The sequence below is a fragment of the Hyalangium sp. genome (assembly GCF_045802625.1).
Lineage (GTDB): Bacteria > Myxococcota > Myxococcia > Myxococcales > Myxococcaceae > Hyalangium.
This window is the reverse complement of sequence record NZ_JBJMQP010000039.1, coordinates 76,394-97,674: the sequence shown is the minus strand read 5'-3', so window position 1 is coordinate 97,674 and position 21,281 is coordinate 76,394. Positions and strand designations below refer to the sequence as shown.

The 21,281-nt window shown below is 64.5% G+C and carries 16 protein-coding genes; all 16 read left to right on the top strand.

Translation table 11 applies throughout. The features are described 5' to 3' along the window. The first annotated feature begins 4 nt into the window (after positions 1–4). The 16 genes from ACJ8AT_RS06560 to ACJ8AT_RS06485 all read left to right on the top strand — a co-directional run bounded on the left by ACJ8AT_RS06560 (position 5) and on the right by ACJ8AT_RS06485 (position 21,240). Entirely contained in the window at positions 5–889 is an 885-nt protein-coding gene (locus ACJ8AT_RS06560; RefSeq protein WP_407736754.1) for a DUF3540 domain-containing protein, read from the top strand. A 30-nt stretch (positions 890–919) separates the two neighbouring features. Next, positions 920–1,330: a DUF4150 domain-containing protein gene (locus ACJ8AT_RS06555; RefSeq protein WP_407736753.1), complete on the top strand. Its 411-nt coding sequence runs from the start codon at positions 920–922 to the stop codon at positions 1,328–1,330. Between the two features lie 12 nt (positions 1,331–1,342). After that, on the top strand, positions 1,343–2,818 hold the full coding sequence (locus tag ACJ8AT_RS06550) for a type VI secretion system Vgr family protein (RefSeq protein WP_407736752.1): 1,476 nt from the start codon (positions 1,343–1,345) through the stop codon (positions 2,816–2,818). 29 nt (positions 2,819–2,847) lie between these two features. Then, complete coding sequence (locus ACJ8AT_RS06545) at positions 2,848–4,293, top strand: hypothetical protein (RefSeq protein WP_407736751.1); 1,446 nt, start codon at positions 2,848–2,850, stop codon at positions 4,291–4,293. Positions 4,294–4,336: 43 nt separating this feature from the next. Beyond that, complete coding sequence (locus ACJ8AT_RS06540) at positions 4,337–6,112, top strand: serine/threonine protein kinase (protein WP_407736750.1); 1,776 nt, start codon at positions 4,337–4,339, stop codon at positions 6,110–6,112. 85 nt (positions 6,113–6,197) lie between these two features. Beyond that, complete coding sequence (locus ACJ8AT_RS06535; protein ID WP_407736749.1) at positions 6,198–7,508, top strand: M18 family aminopeptidase; 1,311 nt, start codon at positions 6,198–6,200, stop codon at positions 7,506–7,508. Positions 7,509–7,654: 146 nt separating this feature from the next. Then, positions 7,655–8,050, top strand: a complete 396-nt coding sequence (locus ACJ8AT_RS06530) for a hypothetical protein (RefSeq protein WP_407736748.1) — start codon at positions 7,655–7,657, stop codon at positions 8,048–8,050. Between the two features lie 98 nt (positions 8,051–8,148). Next, on the top strand, positions 8,149–11,196 hold the full coding sequence (locus tag ACJ8AT_RS06525) for a TonB-dependent receptor domain-containing protein (RefSeq protein WP_407736747.1): 3,048 nt from the start codon (positions 8,149–8,151) through the stop codon (positions 11,194–11,196). 218 nt (positions 11,197–11,414) lie between these two features. Further along, the gene (locus tag ACJ8AT_RS06520; protein WP_407736746.1) at positions 11,415–11,726 is read left to right on the top strand and encodes a hypothetical protein; all 312 of its coding nucleotides are present in this window, start codon (positions 11,415–11,417) and stop codon (positions 11,724–11,726) included. Between the two features lie 24 nt (positions 11,727–11,750). Continuing rightward, positions 11,751–13,676: a hypothetical protein gene (locus ACJ8AT_RS06515; protein ID WP_407736745.1), complete on the top strand. Its 1,926-nt coding sequence runs from the start codon at positions 11,751–11,753 to the stop codon at positions 13,674–13,676. Between the two features lie 341 nt (positions 13,677–14,017). After that, complete coding sequence (locus ACJ8AT_RS06510) at positions 14,018–15,367, top strand: iron-containing redox enzyme family protein (RefSeq protein ID WP_407736744.1); 1,350 nt, start codon at positions 14,018–14,020, stop codon at positions 15,365–15,367. After that, positions 15,364–15,663 (top strand): Rieske (2Fe-2S) protein, encoded by a 300-nt coding sequence (locus ACJ8AT_RS06505; RefSeq protein WP_407736743.1) that lies wholly within the window; start codon positions 15,364–15,366, stop codon positions 15,661–15,663. The genes ACJ8AT_RS06510 and ACJ8AT_RS06505 overlap by 4 nt, the downstream gene beginning before the upstream one ends. Further along, positions 15,660–16,925 (top strand): acetyl-CoA carboxylase biotin carboxylase subunit family protein, encoded by a 1,266-nt coding sequence (locus ACJ8AT_RS06500; RefSeq protein WP_407736742.1) that lies wholly within the window; start codon positions 15,660–15,662, stop codon positions 16,923–16,925. Before ACJ8AT_RS06505 ends, ACJ8AT_RS06500 begins: the two co-directional genes overlap by 4 nt. Then, positions 16,922–18,145, top strand: coding sequence for an MFS transporter (locus ACJ8AT_RS06495; RefSeq protein ID WP_407736741.1), 1,224 nt, complete (start codon positions 16,922–16,924; stop codon positions 18,143–18,145). Before ACJ8AT_RS06500 ends, ACJ8AT_RS06495 begins: the two co-directional genes overlap by 4 nt. Before the next feature lie 83 nt (positions 18,146–18,228). Next, positions 18,229–20,526: a DUF5916 domain-containing protein gene (locus ACJ8AT_RS06490; protein WP_407736740.1), complete on the top strand. Its 2,298-nt coding sequence runs from the start codon at positions 18,229–18,231 to the stop codon at positions 20,524–20,526. Positions 20,527–20,562: 36 nt separating this feature from the next. Continuing rightward, positions 20,563–21,240: a phenylalanine--tRNA ligase beta subunit-related protein gene (locus tag ACJ8AT_RS06485; protein WP_407736739.1), complete on the top strand. Its 678-nt coding sequence runs from the start codon at positions 20,563–20,565 to the stop codon at positions 21,238–21,240. Positions 21,241–21,281: the final 41 nt, after the last annotated feature.

Sequence of the window (21,281 nt, the reverse complement as noted above, 5' to 3'; positions counted from 1 at the left end):
CACCATGCCGCTACCCCAACACGAGCCATCTGAGGAAGCTCCCCCTGCGGAGGCGTCCCCCGCGCTGCGGCCCGCCACGGTGAAGTCCGTGTCGCACGGCCGTGTGTGGGTGGAGGTGGAGGGACAAGCGCCCCTCTCCGCGCTGCTCGCGGTGCCGGCGCCCTACAGCCCTCGCGTGGGGGACTCCGTCCTCGTGGCGCCGGGCATTGGCGGGGAGCGGTACGTGGTCGGCGTGCTGGTGGCGCTGCGCGAGGCCACGCCGCCGCTGGTGCTCCAGAATGGGACGAGCGCCAGTGTCTCCGAGGGCTCCGAGGGCGAGGTGCTCTCGGTACGGGACTCCACGGGGCGGCTCGTCTTCGAACACCACGCGGCAGCCCACCGCAGCGTGGTGCACGCCGTGGGAAACCTCGAGCTGCGCGCGGAGGAGGGGGGCATCCTGCTCTCCGCGAGGGACGCCGTGCGTGTGCACAGCGAGCGCGAGGTGCGGATCCAGTCAGAGCACTCGGTGAAGCTGGGCACCACCCCGGCAGCGGACCGCCCCGCCTCCACGTTGACCCTGGATGCGCGCGGCACCCATCTGGCCACGCCGCACCTGGAGGCCCGCGCTGGCACGGCCCGGGTCGAGGTGGATGAGGCCTCGCTCTCCGCGCGGGCGCTGAGCACCACCTGCCAGACGGTGCGCCAGGCGGTGGATGTGCTGGAGGTGAAGGCCGGCCGCATCCTCGAGCAGGCGGAGAACGTCTACCGGGAGGTGAAGGATCTGGCGCAGACGCGTGCGGGCCGCGTGCGGCTGTTCGCCGAGACCTCCTTCCACCTCTTCGGCCGCCGGACGCTGTTCAAGGCGAAGGAAGACCTGAAGCTCAAGGCGGACAAGATTCACCTGGCGTGAGGCTCGCGGGCCGCGCTGAAGGAGTGACACATGTTTCCGGCTTCAACCAAGGGGGGAGGGATGTGCTTCGCCTTCCCCAACGTCTGCAAGACGCCCGCGGCGCCGTCTCCGCTTCCCATCCCATACCCCAGCATCGGGCAGTGCTCGGGAGCCGACGGGGACACCTGCACCAAGAAGGTGAAGATCCTCAACAAGGCGGTGCTCCACAAGAGCTCGGAGATCTCCTCCACCAGTGGAGATCAGGCCGGCACGCTCAAGGGCGTGGTGTCCTCCACCAGCTCGGACAAGGCCGCCTACAAGACGTCCGAGAGCAAGGTGCTCGTGGAGGGCAACGAGATCGTCACCCACCTGAAGATGGTGGCGCAGAACGGCTCGAACGCGAACTCGCCGCCGGGGACCCAGGTGGCCCCCAGCCAGACGACCGTCATCGTCTCACCGTGATCGGGAGCCGCCATGGCCGCGACAGCCTCTGAGAGTGAAGTGGTGTTCATCTCCTCCGCGCTCGGGCCGGGGGAGCTGTTGCTGGAGCGCATGCGAGGCAGGGAGGCCATCAGCGAGCTGTACTCGTTCGAGCTGTGGCTGGTGGGCGATGGCGAGGCGGCGCTGGCCTCGGACACGCTCCAGGACGTGCTGGCGGGGACGGTGGGGATCGCCTTCGGCAGCGGGCACGAGTACCCCCTGTGGGGCGTGCTTCGCGAGATCGAGCTGATCCCGCGTGACGACGGGTACGCTCCGCTGTACCGCGCGGTGATGGTGCCGCGGCTCTGGTACACCACGCTGACGCTCCGCTCGCGCGTGTACCAGGACCTGAACGTGCCGGACATCGTCAAGACGGTGCTGAAGGACTCCGGCATGGAGGACGCGCACTTCGAGCTGCGCCTGGAGGGCAACTACCCCAAGCGCGAGTACGTGGTGCAGTACCAGGAATCAGACTTCCAGTTCATCTGCCGCCTGGTGGAGCACGAGGGCATCTGCTTCTTCTTCGAGCACACCGCGGATGGCGAGAAGGTGGTGTTCTCGGACGCGAACGCCGGCTTCAGCGCGCCAGCGGGGTACGAGCAGCTCCAGTACCTGCCGCGGGAGGGCGCCACGGATCCAGGGGAGTCCGTGTGGGGGCTCTCGTACCGCGCGCACCTGGTGCCCCAGCAGGTGACGTTGCGAGAGTACAACTGGCGGACGCCGAGCGTGCCGCTGCTGGCCCAGCAGAAGGTGGATGCGCAGGGCCGAGGGCTCCAGGTGCTCTACGGGGAGCACTTCCGCGACACGGGCGAGGGCAAGAAGCTGGCGAAGGTGCGCGCCGAGGAGCTGGCGGCGCCCCGCGAGGTGTACGCGGGCCGCAGCCGCGTGAGGGCGCTCCGCACCGGGCAGATCTTCGAGCTGATGGGGCATCCCCTGGGCCAGTTCGACCAGAGCTACCTGGTGACCGAGGTGACGCACGAGGTGGACCAGCAGCGCGTCTCGAGCGAGCAGGAGGCGGCGAAGGGCACCCGGGGGTATACCAATGGCTGGCGAGGCATCCTCGCCTCGGTGCCCTTCCGGCCCGAGCGGCGTACCCCCAAGCCCAGGGTGACGGGGATCGTGAACGCCGTGGTGGACGGCACGGTCAACGGCGCGGCCGCTCCCATCGACGAGCTGGGCCGGTACAAGGTGCTGCTGCCCTTCGACGTCTCGGGCAAGGCGGGAGGCAAGGCCTCGCGGTGGGTCCGCATGGTGCAGACGGCCAGCGGCGCCGGCTATGGCATGCACTTCCCGCTGCACGTAGGCACGGAGGTGGCCATCTCCCACGTCAACGGCGATCCGGATCGTCCCATCATCGTCGGCTCGGTGCCCAACCCCGAGACGCTCACGCCCGTGGTGGCGGACAACGCCACGCAGAGCGTCATCCGCACCCGCGCTGGCATCCACATGGAATTCGAGGACGACGCTTGAGCGTCCTGTTCCTCCTGAGGAGATAGACCATGCCCCCTTCTCGCCCGACGAACTACGATCGGCAGCAGGACAAGAAGCAGTCCGCGAAGGATCAGCAGCAGGATCAGCAGATCCAGAACCTGCAGAACAAGCTGACCGGAGTGGAGGCGGAGGTCGTCCAGCAGGGCGCGCAGGCGAACACCCTGCAGCGGCTGCGGATCCACATCCCCAACCCATACACGCACTTCCTGCTGGGCCAGCGCGTGACGGGCAGCACGCCGTTCGGCTACACCGGCGCGTCGCTGCAGACGGACGGCAACCTCTTCATCGACATCAAGGAGGACACGGTCGTCCAGACCCAGGGCTTCACGCTCATGCAGAGCAATGATCTGTGGCAGCAGTACTCCCAGAGCCTCATGGAGCTGAGCTCTCCCGCGGCGGTGAAGGTGGTGGGCGGGCAGGTGTTCCTCGGGTCGCTCAACTCGGTGCAGGCCCCGGCGGCCAAGGAAAACAACGGCCAGGAGCTCACGGCCAATACCGCGAATGACCTCGGGCCTGCCATCGAGCACCTGCAGAAGGTGGGCGCCGGCTGGGACACAGGCCTCTCGGTGATGAGCCTGGTGGCGACGGGGGTCTTCTTCTCCCCGCTCGACACGGCAGACATCAATAGCTGGATCAAGACGGCCGAGACGGTCTGGTCCACGGGCAAGAAGCTCTACGATCTGGGGAAGAAGGCCCTCGCGGGGCACACGGCCAAGAAGGACGTGAACATCTACGGCCAGGATGGCGTGAACATCATGTCGCCCAAGAAGATCTCGCTCACGACAGAGGACAGCGTGAAGGTCTTCGCCAAGTGGGGGGTGACCATCTCCAGCGCCGCGAGCAGCACGATGATGGCGGTGCAGGGCGTGAAGTGCTTCGGCGCGCTGAAGGCCTCACTGGAAGGTGGCGCCTACGCCGACGTCAAGGCTGGCAAGGAGCTGGGGGTCTCGTGCCTGAGGGGCAAGCTCAAGCTCAAGGGCAAGCAGATCGACATTGGAACGGACAAGCCCAAGTGGACGCAGCTCGCCACGGAGAAGCTCACGCTGACGGCGACCCAGAAACTCGCGATCGACTCGAAGGAGATCGAGATCGGGTTGCTCGAGCGAGCTGGGAAGACCATTGTCAATAACAAGATCACGCTGACGGCGAAGGAGAAGATCCTCTTCGACTCGCACGATACCTTGGAGGCCAAGTCGAAGAAGGTCGTCAAGATCCACGTGGGCTCCTACGCGGTGGAGATCAAACCCGAGGGCATCAAGATTGGTAAGGGCAGCGACGGCGCTCCATCCGATCCTCTGGTCACCATCGAGGGAGACACCATCACGCTGAGCTCCAGCGGTATGGGCGTCAAGGTCAACAAGAGCCGAGTGCATCTGGGCAAGGCGGGCAATCACATGACCATCGCTGACAGCGGCACGCTCATGCTCAAGGGAAAGATCATCAAGCTGGGCTGAGTCTCCTTGGCCCCTCTCCCTGGCCCCTCTCCATGAGCGCTGAATGAGCCGCCAAGACCCTCTGTCTCCCGCCGGCCCTGGTGATGCTCGGGGAACGGGCTCACCTGACGCCGCCGTCGAGTGCGTGGTGTGTGGCGCCCCCATCCGAGAGGCCCGCTGCGCGGCATGTGGCGCGGCGGCCAGCCCTGGGGGGTACGGGGTGCAGCGGCTGATAGCGCGCACACCGCACAGTCGCGTGTATCTGGCGCAGAGCCCTGACGGCAAGCTCGTGGCGCTCAAGGAGCTACTCTTCGCACAGGTCCCCAGCACCCAGGAGCTGGAGGCCTTCGAGCGCGAGGCCCGCCTGCTCGAGACGATCTCACACCCGAGAATCCCGCGGCTGTTGAGGCACTTCCGGGAAGGGCAGGGGGCGGACCTTCGGCTCTATCTGGCGGCCGAGTACATCTCCGGCGAGACGTTGCTGGATCGACTGGCGCACCACACCTTCAGCGAGGAGGAGGCTCGCGACATTGGCCTTCAGGTGCTGAAGATCCTGGAGTACCTGCACGGACGCACGCCCAGCATCCTCCACCGAGACATCAAGCCCGCCAACATCATCCGCCAGCCGGATGGGACGCTCTTCCTGGTCGACTTCGGCTCGGCGCGCGAGTCCTTGAAAGGCGCCACGGTGGGCTCCACGCTGGTAGGGACCTTTGGCTATATGCCACTGGAGCAGTTCGGCGGCACAGTGGACGTCACCAGTGATTTGTATGCGTTGGGGGCCTCGCTGGTTCATTTGCTGGGGCGCACGCCTCCCGCTGAGCACTTCCAGCCTGACCGAGGGTTGGACCTTTCTCATCTGAAGGCCCCCTCTCTGGGCGACTGGCTTCGGAAGATGACGGCGCTACGGCCCGAGGGTCGGTATCGCAGCGCGGCGCTTGCGCGAAAGGCGCTGGGGGAAGCCAAGCCGCCAGTGTCTCCTGCCCGCGTCAATCCACTGCCCGACGTGGCGACGATCCCGCCGGAAGCTCCCCCCTCGTTGGTCAAACTGGCTCGAGAGGTTCAGGCGGGACGAGAGCTTGTTTCCAAGTCTCAGCAGCGCAAACAAGCGGCGTTGGAGAGGAAGGCACAGCGAAAGGCACTCAGAGAGGAACGGAAGAACGAGAAGCGGCGGGCGCTGTACGAGGATGACCGGCTCTCGCCGCTGGACTTCTACCGGCTCTCCTGTTTGCGCATGGCCTCTCCAGTCATGCTGCCAGTATGGGGCTGCTTCCTTGGCTCGTTCATCTGGGCGGGCTTGGCGGGAGCCGAATTTGTGCCTTCCCTGATGACTCTGGCTGGGACTGGGGTTGCGCTGGGCCTGTTGCTCGTGGTGCACGGGTTGCTGGTGCTCCCCGGGCTCATTGGGGCCGTGAGAGGGTGGCGTGCCTTCCACCGGCTACCCTTCGCGTTAGAGGGCCTGGGACACTTGGTGCACCGCGCGGACGGCGACTGGACCACATTCAGGCTTTGTACGCTGAGCCTCCGGCTGAAAGAGACGGATCCCTCCTCTAGAGAGGCTGACACGGCGGGCAGTGTGCAGGCCGCTGTGCTGCACCTCATCGTGGACCGTTGCAATGCGGCCATCCGCCGGATCGTCCTCAATGCAGAGGGGTTTGGGCAAAAGAATTGGAAGATCGAGGGGCACCACGCCGAGGGCTATGCCAACTGGCGCGTGGGGCGGAAAATCCTGGCCATCTGCCAGGAGAACCTCGTTCCCCTGCAGCGTGAGAGTGGGCTGATCGAGGCTGTCGTCATCGAGCCCTCTGGTGAGTATTTCTCAGTTGGAGGAGGTGACTGACTTCGAAGGCCTCCGCGCTGTTCTGGCCCCACACCCGTAACGTTTCCGGTGGCCGCGCGCGGCGGGGGCGCTAGCCTGCGGGGCCATGAGCCCCATCGACATCGACACCGCGGCAAAGGATCTGCTGGCCTATATCGACGCTTCTCCCACGCCCTACCATGCGGTGCGCGAGACGGCGCGGCGCCTCACCCAGCACGGCTACCGCGAGCTGGACGAGCGCGAGCCCTGGACGCTCCAGCCGGGAGACAAGGTCTTCGTCACCCGCAGCGACACGAGCATCGCCGCGTTCCACCTGGGCACCACGCCCGTGGATCGCTCGGGCTTCCGGCTGGTGGGCTCCCACACGGACTCGCCCAACCTGCGCCTCAAGCCCAACGCGCCCTACGCCAAGCACGGCTACCACCAGCTCGGCGTGGAGATCTACGGCGGCGTGCTGCTGAGCACCTGGCTGGATCGAGATCTGTCCCTGGCGGGCCGCGTGGTGGTGCTCTCCGGAGGCCGCCCCACCTCGCACCTGGTGGACTTCCGCCGCCCGCTGCTGCGCGTGCCCAACCTGGCCATCCACCTCAACCGCAGCGTCAACACCGACGGCCTCAAGCTCAACGCGCAGGACCACATGGTCCCCGTGCTCGGCCTGGAGAGCGCGGGCCCGGCGGAGCTGCGCGCCCTGCTCGTGCGCGAGCTGGCCACCACGGGCGTGCGCGCCGAGCCCGGGGACATCCTCGGGTATGATCTGGCCCTCTACGACACGCAGCCCTCCACGCGCTCGGGCGCTCATGGCGAGTTCCTCCACGCGCCGCGCCTGGACAACCTGGCCAGCTGCTACTCGGCCCTGAGCGCGCTGCTGGCCTCGGACAAGGCGGCAGAGAGCACCCGCGGCGTCGTGCTGTACGACCACGAGGAGGTGGGCAGCCGCAGCGCGCAGGGCGCCGCGGGCACGTTCCTGCGCGACTGCCTGCAGCGGCTCGTGCTGGGCCACTCGGACGGCCGCCCGGATGCGTTCCACCGCGCCATCCGCCACTCGTTCCTGGTGTCCGCGGACATGTCCCACGCCGTCCACCCCAACTACGCCTCGCTCCACGAGCCCCGGCACCAGCCGTTGATGGGCGGAGGCCCGGTCATCAAGTCCAACGTGAACCAGTCCTACGCCACGGACGGAGAGACGTGGGCGCACTTCGCGGCGCTGTGCCGCGAGGCCGGGGTGACGCCCCAGTACTTCGTCACTCGCACGGACCTGGGCTGTGGCAGCACCATTGGCCCCATCACCGCCGCGGAGCTGGGCATCCGCACCGTGGACGTGGGCAGCCCCATGCTCTCCATGCACTCCATCCGCGAGCTGGCCGCCGCCTCGGACATCACGGCCATGGTCTCCGTGCTGCAGCGCTTCTTCACCTGAGGCGTGGGAGCGGGAGACGGGCGGGAACTCACGTCGAAGGGTGGCGCGCAAATCGCTCCGATATGGGGTACCCACCGTTGACGTTGGAATCAGCGAGCGACAACAATACTGTCCGTTTCCGCACAATCTCCTTGGAGGGAGTCAGCGTGAGAGCAGTGCTTCTGACCGCGGGTCTCGTGGCCGTGATGGGTCTCATCACCGGCTGTTCCAGCAAATGTGAGTCCGTCTGTGGCAACTACAATGCGTGCGAGCTGAGCCAGAAGCCCACCGATGTCGATTGCCCCTCGTTCTGCAGCGACGTCGATTCCTTCAACTCGCGCGCGAAGGCCGCGGGCCAGGAGAGCTGCGACGCCCAGTTCCAGGCGCACCTGGACTGCTGGGAGAAGAACTCCGGGCAGATCTGCTCCTCGGATTTTGATGGCTGCAACGATGCCAGGCAGGCCTGGACCGACTGCATGACGACGTACTGCGCGGCCGTGGCCGAGGCCAAGCAGACGGATCCGAACTGCTCCAAGGGTAAGCCCACCCTCAAGCCCTTCTAAGCCTGCCGTCTCCAGGATCTCTACCCATGTCATCCGTCCACACCAGCAAGGGGTCTCAGGTGTCGAAGCAGTCAGCTCGCAGAAACACGGTTCTGGCAGTGGCCGTCCTCGTCACGGGGACTGGCGGGGTGGCCGCGGCGCAGAGCGCGCCCGGTGCCACTCCGGCGACCACGCAGGAAGCGGCACCTCCTGCCCCGGCGCCCGCGCCCCAGCCGGCAGCGCCCACCGCGCAGCCGGCGCAGCCCAATGCGGCCACGCCCGTTCAGCAGCCCGTCGAGGCCACCCAGCCCAATCCCGCGCAGAAGCCGAGTGCCCAGCCCAAGGCTCAGCCCAAGGCCGCCGCGAAGCCCGCGCAGGAGGAGCCGCCTCCAGAGGAGTACGTCGAGGAGATGGTGGTCACCGGCTCGCGCATCCCGCGCAAGGAGCTGACCACCGCCGCGCCCGTCACCGTCCTCGATCGCACGCAGATCGAGAAGACGGGCAAGACGTCCATCGGCGAGATCCTCCAGAACCTCCCGGAGCAGTCCAACGCCACCAACACCCAGGTGAACAACGGCGGCTCGGGTGAGACGCGCGTGAACCTGCGCGGCCTGGGCACGGCCCGTACGCTGGTGCTGCTCAACGGGCGGCGTCACGTCGCCGGCGGCACCGGCGCCGACGCCACGGTGGACCTGAACGCCATCCCCACCGCCGCCATCGAGCGCATCGAGATTCTCAAGGACGGTGGCTCGGCGGTGTACGGCTCGGACGCCATCTCGGGCGTGGTGAACATCATCACCCGCAAGGACTTCTCCGGCACGGAGCTGCGCGCCTACTCGGGCCTCTCCACGCATGCCGATGGTCTGCTGTACGACCTGAGCATGACCACCGGCCAGAGCACCGAGCGCGGTAACATCCTCTTCACGGCGGGCTACTACACCCAGAAGGACGTGTTCGCCGGGGATCGCGACTTCAGCCATTACGCCCGGAGCTACAACTGGAACAGCCGGAAGGTCTCCACCTCGGGCAGCGTGTACGTGCCCGAGGGCGCCTTCTTCGTGTACGACCCCACCGTGCCGGGCAATGCGACCTGGAACGATCTGTTGGCCAACAACCCGGGGGTGGATGCCTTCTTCCGCGGGGCCAACGGGTGGCGGGAGTTCAACTACACGGCCGGCGTGCCGGAGGCGGGCGGCGACCTGTACAACTACCAGCCCGCCAACTACCTGGTGACGCCTTCGCAGCGGGCTCACGTGTACTCCACCGGTGGCTTGCGCCTGGGCACGAACTCGCGGGCCTTCTACGAGGCCTCTTACACCAACCGGCGTTCCTCCCAGCAGCTCGCTCCCGAGCCGCTCAGCACCGCGGGTGAGGATCTGACCGTCTCCGCCGCCAACGTCTACAACCCGTTCGGCGTGGACATGACGCCGGACACCGTGGAGGTGCTGCGCCGCATGACGGAGTTCGGCAACCGCGCCTTCGCCCAGGACATCACCACGTTCCGCATCGTCACCGGCCTGGAGGGCAGGCTGGACGAGAGCTTCGGGCCCTTGAAGGACTGGCGCTGGGATGTGGCCTACAACTATGGCCGCACCCAGGGCATCGAGACCAAGCAGGGCACGCTGCGGCGCAGCCGGCTGCAGAACGCGCTGGGCCCCAGCTTCGTCGATCCGTCGACGGGCGAGGCCGTGTGCGGCACCCCCGAGGCGCCCATCCAGGATGGCTGCTCTCCGCTGAACCTGTTCGGTGGCCCCGGCTCCATCTCGCAGGAGGCGGTGAACTACCTGGGCTTCCGCGGCACGGCGCGCGGCTTCACCGATCAGACCGCCATCACGGCGAACTTCGCGGGCGAGCTGTTCAAGGTGAACCCGAGTGCTCGGGCCGTGGGGCTCGCGGTGGGCTACGAGCACCGCCGCGAGGGTGGCGCCTTCATCCCGGATCCCCTCACGGCCGTGGGTGACACCACGGGCAACAAGGTGGCCGCCACGGAGGGCCGCTACTACGTGAACGAGGGCTACCTGGAGCTCTCGGTGCCGGTGCTCGGAGCGACGAACCCGGACACGGGCGACCTGCGCGACGTGGTCGAGGTGACGGGTGCCGCGCGCGCGTTCAACTACAACACCTTCGGCTCGGACTTCACCTACAAGTTCGGCGGCCGCGTGAGCCCCATTCCGGACTTCACGCTGCGCGCCACGTACTCCACGGCGTTCCGTGCGCCGTCGGTGAACGAGCTCTACCTGGGGCAGACGGACAGCTTCGTGGGGGTGAAGGATCCGTGCTCGGATCGCGAGCAGGGCTCGCCGGTGGACGCCGCCTGTGACGCACAGGGCGTCCCGGACGGCCTGTCGGATCCGCGCGCCCAGGAGCGCACCCTGCTGGGCGGCAACCCGGCGCTCAAGCCCGAGACGGCCAACATCGTCACCGTGGGCGTGGTGCTCGAGCCGCGCTTCCTGAAGGACGTCTCGGCGACGGTGGACTACTTCAACATCTCCGTCGGCCAGTCGATCACCAACCTGGGCACGGACGTCATCCTGAACGCCTGCTACCCGACCGCGGGCGGCACGACGCCGCAGTACTGCGATCTCATCCATCGCGGCTCGAACGGCCTCATCACCACCGTCAATGATCCGCTGACCAACGTGGGCGGTGACAAGACGGGCGGTGTGGACATCGCCCTGCGCTACTCGCCGCAGACGCGCTATGGCCGCTTCGGCTTGAGCGGGGACGCCACGTGGCTGCAGAAGTTCGACCGGACGCTGGCGGGCGGCACGGTGCTGCATGCCAAGGGCAACTATGATCTCCAGGAGGTCCACACCCCGTGGGTGGCGATCCTGGGGGCCAGCTGGGCCCGGGACGAGCTCAGCGCGTCGACTCGCATGCGCTTCGTGCAAGGCTTCGAGGAGTGCCAGAACAACGACTGCCAGATCCACGAGGATGCCCCGCCGCCCGTCTTGCGCGACGTGAGCAACTACTACACGTTTGACGCCAACGTGGGGTACGACCTCGCGACGAAGCTGGGCAACGTCAGCACGCAGGTCGGCGTGAACAACGTCTTCAATGCCCGTCCGGCCGTCGTGTACAACGGGTTCCTCGCGTCCTCGGATGCGACCACCTACGACTATATGGGCCGCTACTTCTACGTCCGCCTGTCCTACACCTACTACTAGAAGGCGCTGGCTGCGCTGTCGGGAATCGCCCTGTGTGACACAGCACTGAGCGCTCCTGGCCAAAGTCCCTTCAGAGGGGATAGCTCCCCCCTGGAAGGACGCTCCATTCCGGGCTTTTGTTAGGAGCGCTGCACCATGCTGGTGGGCAATGGCTACGCGCCTGGCCACGGAGTGCTATGAGCCTAACGGGCCGACATGCCCAGGGGAGCGAGAGGCGGATGCGACACTTCCGGAGCCGGGACTTTCGAGCCAAGCAGGCCTGGGACGCTCAGGACATCGCCGAGATGAATGGTATCTCGGTGCGCATGCACTGGGCCAACGAGCCCTACATGTGGCACGTCAACGATGGTGAGGAGGTGTTCGCCGTCCTTGATGGCGCCGTCGACATGCACGTCAAGCAGGACGGGGTGGTGCGCATCATCCCGCTGCTCGCTGGAGACGTGTTCCATGCCCAGGCGGGGGATGAGCATGTGGCCCACCCTCTGGGAGAGGCACGGATCCTCGTTATCGAGAAGAGGGGGAGCGTGTAGCGTGATGTTCCGATCGGGGCTTGCATGAGGGACGCAACGAGCGATGTGTCGGGCTCGATGCTCGCGGGCATCCTGTTGTTGGCGCGGCAGATCCAAGCACGTATGGGGCTGCCGCACTCCACGGTCGACTCCATCCTGAACTCCACGGGGGCGGGGGCAGCTCAGGCCTATGTACGCCGTAGCGAGATACTGCGCCTCGTGAGCCGCTTGGACCGCCCAGTCGGCCGGCCGCGAACCGAGCCCAAGCACACTGTCACGGCCGCGCTCTCCCAGCGGGTGTTGCGCTTCCTCATGGACAACCCCGGCGCCGTGTGCAGCACTGGCGAGCGGCGCCAATACAACGAGGCGTTTCGTTCGCATGTACTGGCGCTCCATGCGGAACACTCCAGCCTGGGGCTGGGCTCCTTCTCCGAGGCGGTGCAGGTGCCCGTATCATCGCTGCGCGCGTGGCTGCACGCGCAGACTCCCATCCGACCGCCCCCGGTCAAACCTGATAGCGTCAGCGTGCCGCGCGAGTTGGGTCCCATCGCTCGGGCATGGCTGTCCTGGCGCGGCTCGCTGACCCGATTCTGCGACTACGTGCAGCGGGCCCTGGCCCTGCCTTGGAAGCGCTCACGCATTGCTGCGTTGCTCGCGGAATACGGGCTGCGGTCTCCCCGACGCAGAGCGAGCCGTCCGCGCAGAGGGCGCGCACCCCACGGCTCATTCGAGACCTTCTTCCCGGGAGCACAGTGGGTGACCGACGGGAAGCGCTTGTCCCTGCGCATCAATGGACAGGTATTCGCATTCAACCTGCAACTGGTGGTGGACACCCACAGCGGCGCGATCCTGGGTGCATCCCTTCGTGACTGCGAGGATGGCCGTGCCGTTACCGAAGCATTCGCTGATGCAGTGGCCACGGCGGGTCAGCCGCCGCTCGCGCTCCTACTCGACAACAAAGCGTGCAACCACTCGTCCACGGTCGAGCGGCTGAGGGCCACAACCCTCCTGACCTACGCGGCACGGGGCAGGCCCCAAAGCAAGGGCCATGTGGAAGGCGCTTTTGGCCTTTTCTCCCAGGCCATGCCAGAGCTCACCCTCCACGCGGACAACACGCGGGACCTTGCGCGGCAATTCCTGGGCATCCTGGTCCAAGGGTGGGCGCGGACCCTGAATCATCGCCCTCGGCGGGATCGGGGCGGAAGCGCTCGCGTCGCGCTCTATCTGGACACGCGCGCCATGTCCGCGGAACTGCGCGAGGTGGCCTGCGCCGCATTGCGCAAGCGTGCGTTACGAGTCTCCCGCCCGAAGCACGGGCAGGTGCTCTCCGGGCAGATGGGCATTTCCGCCGTCGTCGAGGCGTGGCTGGCCCGGCTTGCAATTCCAGATGCGGGAGGCCGCATCGCCGCAGCCCTGTGCGCCTACCCACTCGATGCGGTGCTCGCCGGCATGGCGGCCTATGAGGGGAAGCTCACCGCAGGCACTTTGCCCGCCGAAGCAGCTGGAGCCTACCTCATAGGCATTGTTCGCAGTATTGCGAAGCACGACGAGGGCCTGCATATCGCTGATGCACTGTGGAGCGTGCATTCTCGCGCCCGGGAAGTCCTGGAAGAAGTCCTTGAGGCCCGGACCCGTACCGTCGCGACACACGCCATGGCGTCCACGGAAGGCCTCGACTCGGCGATCGATGAAGCCATGGCCGCGAGCAACCCCTGCGAGCGCCGTCTTTGGATCTCAGCCGTGGGGCGCGCCATGCGCGGTCTAGAGAGGGACCAGAAGGCCAAGAGTTACTACAGGGCGATTCGCCGCATACACTCGTTCCTGTCCATTCCATACATGCAGCGGTTCGAGGCTGTACGTCTCCTCGCCGCGGAGATGTTACCCGTCCATGAAGATGGGCATGATTTTTCATGCCGGGTGGTCCAGGGAGAAGAAAGGGTTCACAGGAGGGCAGAAGAGACCTCCCCCTGATCTCCGTGCTCAACCATGGCCTGAACCCTTGAGCTGACGGCCGTCAAGGAGCAGCCCTTAAACCTTCTCTCCTTTCATGGCTCCATCATGCACGTTACCCATCGGGTGCATGGTGACTTCCGTGCAAGAACACAGCCGAGGCCGAAAATGCGGCTTCCGGCTGCTGTGGGCGGAACCAGGTCGTGAATGAGACGGGTTCAGAGGACGGCTTCCGGGATTTTGCGCTGTTCCCGACTTGACATGCGCATCACATGGCCGTCGCTGGGCTCGTTGTACGGTGACCATCTGAATGAGGTGGGAATACACACAATTCCAAGGGTACGAAATACAGGCATAGGCCCATGCTCGCGATTCAAGAATACGTTTCCTCTCCGGCATTTCGCCTCTCAGCGGCGATGCTTCCACCCACGCCGTGGCATCGGCCCTTCCGTGCCCAGGATCTCCCCGCCCTGGACATCACGAAACCCTTGCGTGCGGACGAGTTGACGTCGAACCGCTCGCTGATGCTCCATCGGATCCTCCTGAATATCTATGAGCAGTCGATGCTCTTCCTTCCTCGGCGGCGGCTTGGGGAAGAAGACATGGCGGCCTTCCGCACGTTCTATGACACCCAGTCAGTCTCTCTGGGCCAGACCTTGCGCGCCAATATCGAGAGGGCCGCGTTCTCCTGCCTGGACGAAGAAGTGAAGGTCACGGGCCAATGGGATTGGGAGCGGCTCGAGGACTATCTTGTCGGGGTCATCAAGCGCTACGAGAGCGAGCCCTGTGGCCTGACGGCGCGTATTGAAGCGCAGAACGATCCTCCAAGAGCATTGAAGTACCTCTTGATCCAACAGGCCTCAGACTTCCTGAGTGAGGCTTCAGCGATGGCGCGAGCCATGCTCGGGAATTATGGCCCGGTCCAGTCGGAGTTGATGAAGGTCTTCATCGACGAGTATGGATACGGTGTTCACAGCAAGAAGCACTCGACCCTATTCGAGAGTTGCTGCACGTCGGTTGGGCTCAGCCCCGAGGCACATACCTACTACTTCCACTATCTGCCAAGCTCGTTGGCTCTGACGAACTATTTCCACTACATCTGTTCCAACAAGAATCTCTGGTTCCGCTACATCGGTGCCCTCTACTACACCGAGGCATCAATCCCCCACTTCAACCAGGCGATGAGCAAATCGCTTAAGGGGGCCTTTGGACGCAAGGTGGACACGGCCTACTTCGATGAGCACGTGCATATCGACAAGCACCATCGCCGTATGGTGCTTGACACAATCATCAAGCCGACCATCGAAATGCATGGCCCTCAGGTGATTCCCGAGATCCTGATTGGCTTCGAATCGTTCCGCCTCCTTCAAGGGCGCGCGGATCAAGATTACCTAGAGCAGGTCTCGTTCATCGAGAGCTTGGAGCAGCAGCGCGGCCAAGGACTCCATGCCGATGCGGCCTCTTACGAGTCGGCCGGAGACGCGCCCCTCACGCACACTGAGCCAGCAGGTGAGCTTTCTTTTGCTCACATTCATGATGACGACGAGCTGTTCTCGGTGGAGAAGGGGGCACTTGAGTTCTTCGCTGGCCTTGATCCCATCGTGCTCGAGGCCGGCAGCAGCATCGTGATTCCTGCGGGAAGGTTGCACGGGACCCGCGTCCTCGGTGATACCTGCACCTACCGCGTCCAGAAGATACGGCGGCGGAAATGATCAGGGACGGATCGAGCGAGATCTACACGCTCCCCAGCAACCAGAGGGGGCCCTTCCATGTCAGCGGCCAGCGTCTATTCATTCTCAATTGGCGCGACAATCTCTTCGTCGTTCCAGACTATTGCGCTCATCGCGGAGGACCGCTGAGTCTCGGGACGTGCAACAACGAGCAGGGCACGATCGTGTGTCCATGGCACGGTCATCACAGCCGGGTCAAGACCTTGCTGGAGAAGGCATTGCCAGCAGTCCGGGTTGGTAATTCCATTTCCTTCCTTTTCACGCGAGTTCCTGAATGACAAGCATACTTCTGGTGATGCGGAAAGGCTACCGGATTCATGGTGACCACATCGAGACGATGCGGCGTTTCGGCTTGAGCATCCACCTCCTCACCGAAGTCCCACAAGCGGCCGAGGACGCCCGGTTCGCCACTGCGGTTGTCATATCCGGGGAGGCGAAGGCGCGCGCGGTGGAACTCGGGCTTGAGCATTGCCAAGCCCACGGCATCCGGTTCGCGGTGACATTCCAGGAGACCGACATCGAGGTCTGCGCCGCCATCAATGCGAAGCTGGGGGCCCGGACCACGCCTCTCTCCTCCGCGATGACCGCGCGAGACAAGTCGCAGCAGCGCCGGTTTCTGGCACAGCACAAATTGCCGAGCCCGGCGTCCATCGAGGTCAGCGGAATTGCTGACGCCTGCGCCGCGGCTCGGCGCATGGGGTATCCCGTGGTCGTAAAACCGACCCGGGCCGCGTCGAGCATCCAGGTGGCCCTGGTCTCCGATGAGGAGGCGCTGAGCGCGCGCCTTGAGTCCATACAGGAGCTCGCCCGGAGTGGGGCTGGGAACTACTACCAGGGGAGCGCTGGTGCATTCGCTCTCGTCGAGGAGTTCCTGCCTGGGAACGAGGTCACCCTGGACGGGGTCGTGGTTGATGGCCGGTTTTACCTCGGGGGGATTCACAACAAAATGCGAATGCCCGGCCCCTTCTTCGAGGAGGATCTCTATTCGCTCCCATTCAAACATCCAGACGCGGAGCCGGCGCTGGCCAGCCTCGCGGCACGGATCTGTGAGGCGCTCGGCCTGGAGAACGCCTTGTTCAATGTCGAGCTTCGGCAAGATGTGCGTGGCGAGTATCGCGTCGTGGAGTTCAGTCCGCGAATCAGTGGCGGGCATGTCTACCGCAACATCCGGGACGTGTACCTGATTGATCTCGTCGCAGCCCACATTGTGTCATGCATCCCGGAGTTGGCGCCACTGCGGGAATATGCGCTACGCCGCTCGGCACCGCGGATGGCCACCTGTGTCAAGTTCGTCTATCGGAACGGGCGCGTGGTGGAGAACCACGCCGGCAAGGCAGGGGGAGCGGACGCGTTCACGGCCTACTACCCGGCCGCCGCCGTAGGCTCGGTCATTCACTCGGCTCCGAAGGGCTTCGACATCGCCGGCCTGCTCTCGGTGAAGGGAAAATACAGGGAGCCAGGCGATATCGCGCTTGCCGAGCGGCGGGCGGTTGAGCTTGAGCAGGAACTTGGGCTCGTCCTCGCAGGTGAGTCAGCGTGACGCTGGGAAAGACATGGCTCATCCTGCTGCTGGCGATCACGCTGTCCGGCGATACCATGCTGACCGTCGCGCTGATCTGGACAGCCCTGTCGAGCAGCCAGTCTTTCCTCCCGCTGGGGCTGACCCTGGCATTGATGAGCGCGGTGCCTTATACAATCCAGTTATTGTTGCCGCGGATGAGGAACTGGATTGCCCACGAGAATTTGCGTGCGTTCGCCGCAGCCCGGTTCGCGGGTCTCCTGGTTGCCCTGACAGGCTTGCTACTCCCCTCGCCCCTGTCCATATGGGGGCTCTACGGCATCGCGGGGGCCTTCACGGTTACCGCCTTCATCGCGCAGCAGTCGCTTGAGAGCACGATGGCGGGACTGGCTTTGCGCAAGGTGCTGTCGGCGAAGGAGGCCTCCCGGATCTCGCAGGCGGGCATCCAACTCGGTGCTTTCGTGGGTGGGGCTCTCGGAGGATTGCTCCACGAGCGAGCGGGTATCAAGTGGACCTTCGCGGTCCTCATTGGCACCTTGGCCGTAGGAGCGCTGATTCCGGCTCTACTCCGTGGGAGCGCAGAACAACTCGAGAGCACCCACGCCGGGCAGGGTGCTGGCGGGGCGTCGCACCAGACAACCGCTGCGCAGCGGGCGGACACGTCCCGGTCCATTATCCTCTGGCTCGCCCTCATCGGAATTGCAGTACTCACCGTGCACCTCGGGGCGTACAACTACCTCATTCCCATCATTCTGCAGAAAGAGAAGCAGTGGGCGGTGAGCGACTACGGGTTGGTCAGCGCAGCGGCAGGTTTTGGGGCGCTACTCGCCACGATGGTCGTGGCCGAGCGGCGAGGTGAGCGCTGGAATGTCACCCTGTCCGTGTTCGCCATTGCTATTGCGGATTACGGCCTCTGCGCCACGGGCAGTGTCGTCTTCGCCGCGGGGTTGGCGTTCATGATCGGCTATTCGTTCAACACCCTGCGCATCTGGCAGCGGAAACTCATCTTCGAGAATGTTACCAGCGATCAGGAAGGTGTCGAGTGGGCTGGACGGACAACCATTGTCTTCCAACTGCTGAAGGCCGCGGTCCCCCTGGCCCTGGCGCTAGCTCTCGACCGGATGGGAACTGAACAGGCGGGGCCCATGTTTGTGTTGACTGGGATAGGTATCGCCGCAAGCCTATTGTTGCTCATGACGCGCCAGGTGCGGCTCGTCACGCTTGCCGCGACCACCAAATAGAGGAGCACATTCCGAGATGGCACCATGAGCCATAGCGCATCCGAAGGCCCGCTCAAGTTCGAGATCTGCTCTGGGGGCCTATAATGATCTTGCCAACTCTTCTCATTGCGAGCTTCATCAACGCGGCGGGGACGTTACAGCCTCCGCGCATCGCTGAGGACACAGCCCAGATTCAAATCGATGGTGGGTTGGATGAACCCGCCTGGGCCAGCGCGGCTGACGTGTCCGAGTTCGCCGTCGTGGTTCCCGATTCAGGGAGCAAGCCCCTCTACCAGACGCACGCGAAGATCTTCTACACCGAGAAGGGCATCTACGTTGGCGTCTGGTCGGAACAACCGTTCGACCAACAGGTCTTGCGCCTGAGTCCCCATGATGTCTGGCTGGAAGGAGATTTCATTCAGATAGGGATTGATCCGACCGGTACCGGGCGGTATGGCTATATGTTCGGTATCTTCCTGGGCGGATCGGCGGCGGACAGCACGCTGTTGCCGGAGCGGCGCTACAACTGGAACTGGGATGGGCCATGGCGGCGGGCGACGAAGTCGCTACCGGATGGGTGGAGCGCGGAGGCCTTTCTTCCGTGGTCAATGTTTGCCATGCCTCGCAGCGAGGGCAAGAGCCGGCTCATCGGGCTCTATCTCGCCCGCTGGGTCTCGGCCTTGAACGAGCGCTGGTCCTGGCCCGCCCTCCCGCTGACGCGCCCCCGGTTTCTGTCAGCATTCCAGCCCATGGTGGTCGAGGATGTCGAGCCTCGCCCCAACATCGCTTTATACCCGTATACCGCCCCCCGTTACGACCAGGTTGGGATGAAGCCAGGGTTTCGGGCTGGCATTGATGCCTTCTGGAACCCGACAGCCCAGACACGCTTTGCAGCGACTATTCTTCCTGACTTCGGGCAGGTGGATACGGATGAGCTGGTGGTGAACCTGTCGGCATTTGAAACCTTCTTCCCGGAAAAGAGGCCATTCTTCACCGAAGGGCAAGACATCTTCCAGACCGGACGCGTCAACGCGGTGTACACGCGCCGCATTGGAGCTGCACCCGACGCGCCCACGCTGCCGGACGGCGCACAAGCCGAAGGGCTGCCCGGCGCGTCAGAGATTCTGGGGGCCGCGAAGATCGCTGGCCAGGCTGGGAATGTGCAGTACGGGTTGATGGGGGCGGCTGATTCCGGTGCGGATTACACGGTCCGGCTCGGTGACGAGATAACGAATGCCAGGATCAAGGGGCGGAAGTTCGGCGCAGGGCGCCTGCTCTTCGAGAGCCAGGGTGGCGGATATCGAGCCATCGGTCTGCTCGGCACGATAGTCCAAACACCACTGGCGGCCGCGGTGGTGAGCGCGGTGGATGGCCACTTCCACACGGAGGATGGCAGGTGGCAGACCGATGGGCAGGGAATCTTCGGCTGGCGCGCGGGTCAGAGGGACTACGGCGCGTGGCTGGAAACCACGCTGACGCCCACGGCGGGGGATGTCCATGCGCTCGCGATCGAGCACTACGGCGCCAACCTGCAGTTGAACGACTTCGGATTTCTCCGGCGGAATGCTCTCTCGCAGTTCGAGTATCATTACACGCGGACGCGCGCATTGGATGGACTGCTCAAGGAGATCCGAACCGAGTTCCTGACGCAGCACGGATGGAACACTCACCAGCAGCTTGTGGACACCCTGTTTCAAGGGTTGCAAGAGCTGACGTTTCGCGGAAATACTGTCATTGATGTCCAGGTCGGTTACCTGCCGCGGCACTGGGATGATCGCAACAGCCGAGGCAATGGGGCCTTCCGGGTCGCGGCTCGGCCGGACGCCAGGATCGAGGCCTGGTCCGACAAGAGTAAGCAATGGATTCTGGGAGTTGTCGCGGAAGGACACGGCGAAGATCTGGGCGGGTTCTCAGAGTCGGTGAACCTTGTGCTCAAGCTAAACCCCTCAGGGCACTTCAGCATGGAGACCCAGGTGGCGCTTGATAGGCTCGATGGTTGGCTGGTCTGGCAGAGGGAGCAAACGTTCGCGACATACAACGGCTTCCAGATAACGCCGCGCCTTGACGTGAGTGCCCTGTTCTCGCCGCGTCAACAACTCAAGTTGAGCGTGCAGTGGCTCGGCCTGCGCGCGGAGCCCCGCTCGAACTGGGAGATCGGCGGCGATGGACGTCTTTTTCAGGCGCTGGATAGCCCTCCAGCCCCGGAGATCTTCAAGGGAACTCTTGCCCTCCAGATTCGCTATCGCTACGAGTTCGCCCCTCTCTCCGATCTATTCCTGGTGTATTCCCGTGGCGGCGATGCCACTGCGGACGGACCATATGGCTTCCTTGCGCGCGACTCCTTCAGGTACTCCACAATCAGCCTGTTCATGATGAAGGTACGTTACCGCTTCGATCTCTAATCCAGTGGATATGATTGCAATTGCGAGAATGGACGAATGCAGAAACTCATCTTGCACAGGGATGCCTACGAACTCGGGATCAGGAACCCTGTAGCGTGTATCATTGATGGCATATCCGTGCGGGAAGGAAGATTGGAGCCCCTTGATCCGCTGGTGGCACAAGCCGTCGCGATGGTCCAGGCTGGCGTTCCCTTGCTGCGCCCTGAAGCGGCTGGCTTTTTCACTTTATTCGAGGCGCTGGGATATCCTCAGCAACTCCCCGCTGGACACCGGTTGATCGAGAGCATCACGAGGAAGGGGTTCCCGCGATATAACAACATCATCGATGCGGGCAACGTGATGAGTGCCATGTATTGCTCAGGGCTTGGCCTCCATGATGCGTCCGGACTTCGTGATGACATGGTGGTAAGCCGCGGTAAGGGCGAGGAAGAAATCATCCCCTTGTTCAAGAACAAGCCCCAGCGGGTGCAATGCGGGGATCTCATCTATTCCAGTGGCGGTCGCTTGTTGGCGTGGCTGGGGCGGCGCGACGTAGATGCCCACGACTTCCGGATCGTGAACGGGACCCGCTCGCTTCTCTGCGTCGTGCTGGGCAACGCTCAAACCAGGCACGATTTCAATCAGGAGATTTGCGAGGGATTTATCCAGCTCATCCGGCTGACCTGCCCAGAGGTGATGGTTCGATTCTTCCAAACCGAACTCTCTTCAAGCTGATGCCACAGGGTGGGTAGCGGCTTGAGGAAGGCAGTCCCATG

Coding starts and splice junctions, on each gene's coding strand:
- ACJ8AT_RS06515 (WP_407736745.1), top strand. CDS start 11,751: ATGAGGGACGCAACGAGCGATGTGTCGGGCTCGATGCTCGCGGGCATC.
- ACJ8AT_RS06550 (WP_407736752.1), top strand. CDS start 1,343: ATGGCCGCGACAGCCTCTGAGAGTGAAGTGGTGTTCATCTCCTCCGCG.
- ACJ8AT_RS06560 (WP_407736754.1), top strand. CDS start 5: ATGCCGCTACCCCAACACGAGCCATCTGAGGAAGCTCCCCCTGCGGAG.
- ACJ8AT_RS06535 (WP_407736749.1), top strand. CDS start 6,198: ATGAGCCCCATCGACATCGACACCGCGGCAAAGGATCTGCTGGCCTAT.
- ACJ8AT_RS06545 (WP_407736751.1), top strand. CDS start 2,848: ATGCCCCCTTCTCGCCCGACGAACTACGATCGGCAGCAGGACAAGAAG.
- ACJ8AT_RS06485 (WP_407736739.1), top strand. CDS start 20,563: ATGCAGAAACTCATCTTGCACAGGGATGCCTACGAACTCGGGATCAGG.
- ACJ8AT_RS06500 (WP_407736742.1), top strand. CDS start 15,660: ATGACAAGCATACTTCTGGTGATGCGGAAAGGCTACCGGATTCATGGT.
- ACJ8AT_RS06510 (WP_407736744.1), top strand. CDS start 14,018: ATGCTCGCGATTCAAGAATACGTTTCCTCTCCGGCATTTCGCCTCTCA.
- ACJ8AT_RS06520 (WP_407736746.1), top strand. CDS start 11,415: ATGCGACACTTCCGGAGCCGGGACTTTCGAGCCAAGCAGGCCTGGGAC.
- ACJ8AT_RS06505 (WP_407736743.1), top strand. CDS start 15,364: ATGATCAGGGACGGATCGAGCGAGATCTACACGCTCCCCAGCAACCAG.
- ACJ8AT_RS06555 (WP_407736753.1), top strand. CDS start 920: ATGTTTCCGGCTTCAACCAAGGGGGGAGGGATGTGCTTCGCCTTCCCC.
- ACJ8AT_RS06490 (WP_407736740.1), top strand. CDS start 18,229: ATGATCTTGCCAACTCTTCTCATTGCGAGCTTCATCAACGCGGCGGGG.
- ACJ8AT_RS06540 (WP_407736750.1), top strand. CDS start 4,337: ATGAGCCGCCAAGACCCTCTGTCTCCCGCCGGCCCTGGTGATGCTCGG.